The organism is Gilliamella intestini, from assembly GCF_900094935.1.
Classification (GTDB): domain Bacteria; phylum Pseudomonadota; class Gammaproteobacteria; order Enterobacterales; family Orbaceae; genus Gilliamella; species Gilliamella intestini.
In genome coordinates this window covers 1-2403 of sequence record NZ_FMBA01000089.1, presented here as the reverse complement: position 1 = coordinate 2403, position 2403 = coordinate 1, and the positions used below count along the sequence as shown (strand labels likewise).

The following is a 2403-nucleotide window of genomic DNA, read 5'->3' as shown; positions in this document are numbered from 1 at the left end:
AGCAACATGGGTGACACGCTCTATGAATGCCAGTATAATGCCTATGGGCAGATAATAAACGAAACCTACCATCAAGACGATTTTCACGCCCTGCCAGATAACCCGCTAAGGTTCCAAGGGCAATATTATGATGAGGAGACAGGACTTCACTACAACCTAAACCGTTATTATGATCCATTTACAGGTAGATATATTACTCAAGATCCAATTAAGTTAATGGGTGGTACCAACTTATACCAATATTGTCCTAATCCTGTTAACTGGGTTGATCCGCTAGGATTTAAAGGGATGCCGGGACAAACAGAGAAATTACCATTGCTTTTAGAAAAGAAAATGGAAAATCCATGGATGCCCGGAACTGAAATAGAATCTATCATCGTACCTGAGGGAGGGATGTATGCTGAAATGGCTTTGAGCCCAGAACAAGCTTCAGGTCAGTGGGGGCTGGGTTCTTGGGCTACAACAGAAAATATCACTGGTGTTGATTTTGTGAGAAATAATTTAGCTGTTACTCCTCAATTTAAAAGTGTAATTTCACATGTTCAAAAGATCTATATTCCTGAAGGAGTAAGAGTACAGGTTGGAACAGTAGGTCCACAAATTTATAAAGGGGTAATTTATCCCGGAGGAGGTTCTCAGTTACAAATATTACTAACCCGTGATGAAATTAATAAATTAATTACTTCTGTAGGAAAACCCAAAGTAATTAACTAATAAAGGAATATTGATATGAAAAAAATACAACAATTTTATGAAATAGCTAAAAAAAATATTAATGATATAAAGCCCGATGAAATTTGGCATGAAGCTGATATTGTACCAACAACAATTGGATGGATATATGAAGGGAAATCCCATAAAATTGTAAATAAATATGGCATAAGAAGCATCATATTAGAGCCTTTTTGTTGTATTGCTGTTATTGAATCTATTTATGATGAAAAAACAAATAATGCTTATATTATAGAAAATATTGGAACAATAAAATGGGATGTGAAAAAATTAGTTTATGAACAAAAAGGAGATAAAATCAACTATATTCACAGTCTTTATTTTTATGACAACATTATTTACTTTTTATTTGATAAATCATTAATTACTTATCGATTTAGTGTTGATCCTATTACAGGTGAAGTAGGAAATTATATTGAAACTAAATAAAATGTTTGTTCCTCATATGTCAACTGCAATAATTCAATAGAATTAAGCGACTAATTCTGATTGAATGAAAACATAAATACATATCCCTGATAATTTGTTGTGTTTCGAGGGGATATGATTAATAAACTAATTATATTACAACCTAAACCGCTATTACGACCCATTTACAGGCAGGTATATCACCCAAGATCCGCTCGGTATACTGGGTGGCTTAAATAGTTACCAATATGCTGGTAGTGATCCGATAAATTGGGTTGATCCGTTAGGGTTGATTAAGGTTGAAAATAATGGGTTTGAAGGGATTGCTGGAAAAAGAACTAATCAATCTGGAAATAGCAATTTACCTGCGGTTCGACAAGGAAAAGTCACTTATGAACCATTAGCAAAACCAGATGCTAATGAATTAAGAGCTGGTCAAAAATTTGCTGAACAAGGGTATGATGTTACTTATAGAGCCACAGCTTCAGATAGAGGAGTCCCGAATTTAAGGACATCTGATCTTTATGTTAATGGCATTGGACGAGTAGATGTTTATACCCCAAGAACGACAAATATGAAAAATATAATTTCATCTATTGAAAAGAAAGATTCCCAAGCATCATCTGTTCTACTACAAATTAATTTAGTTGGTAAAAATATTAATACTATTGCTTCAAGAGTTTGGGGGAAACCAAATGTGAAGAATATAAATACAATATTCTTTCAAGATTCAAAAGGACAGATCCATCGGTTTGATCGTCCCATAAATGGAGAGTAAAATGTCTAAATTAGCGTGTAATTGTGGGTATGTGATGGTTGCAAGAACAATGGAGGAAGATTTTTTACATGACTTTATTCCTCAAAAAGTATTGGGAGATTTGTTAGTAAAATGGGATGAAACTGGTACTAAATTTAGTTGTGATGATTTTTTTAATTATTATAACCAATTTAGAAAAGACGCTTATAAATGTCCATCGTGTGGGCGCATTTTATTACAAAGTGATGAAGATTCAAATCTATTCGATTCTTATGTCAAAGAAGTCAAATAAACAAAATAGATAAAATTTTATTTATTAATCAATATAGTATGTTAACTTTAAAAACCGATAGCTTTGGTTTTGCATCAATCATAACAAAGCTACCGATATAAAAGCCCAATACATCAAACCACTACCTTAATAAGCTCTCAACTCTGATTTCCCCTGATGGGCAGCAGACAGATTACTACTGGTGGGGTGAGTGTGTTAGTGAAGTGATTCAGGG

General features: G+C 33.5%; 4 protein-coding genes and 1 pseudogene. All 5 read left to right on the top strand.

Translation table 11 applies throughout. The features are described from left to right. The coding region (locus GA0061080_RS12080; protein ID WP_141683171.1) for an RHS repeat-associated core domain-containing protein at positions 1–714 on the top strand (714 nt) is incomplete at its 5' end. Between the two features lie 15 nt (positions 715–729). After that, a complete protein-coding gene (locus GA0061080_RS12075; protein ID WP_091126146.1) occupies positions 730–1161 on the top strand; it encodes a hypothetical protein in 432 nt (143 codons plus the stop codon). Between the two features lie 142 nt (positions 1162–1303). Next, positions 1304–1420: pseudogene (locus GA0061080_RS12680) on the top strand (RHS repeat-associated core domain-containing protein); the annotation flags it as partial. Between the two features lie 9 nt (positions 1421–1429). Beyond that, positions 1430–1918, top strand: a complete 489-nt coding sequence (locus tag GA0061080_RS12850; protein ID WP_209435845.1) for a CdiA C-terminal domain-containing protein — start codon at positions 1430–1432, stop codon at positions 1916–1918. A 1-nt stretch (position 1919) separates the two neighbouring features. Beyond that, complete coding sequence (locus GA0061080_RS12065; protein WP_091126138.1) at positions 1920–2189, top strand: DUF8617 domain-containing protein; 270 nt, start codon at positions 1920–1922, stop codon at positions 2187–2189. The last annotated feature ends 214 nt before the right edge of the window (positions 2190–2403 follow it).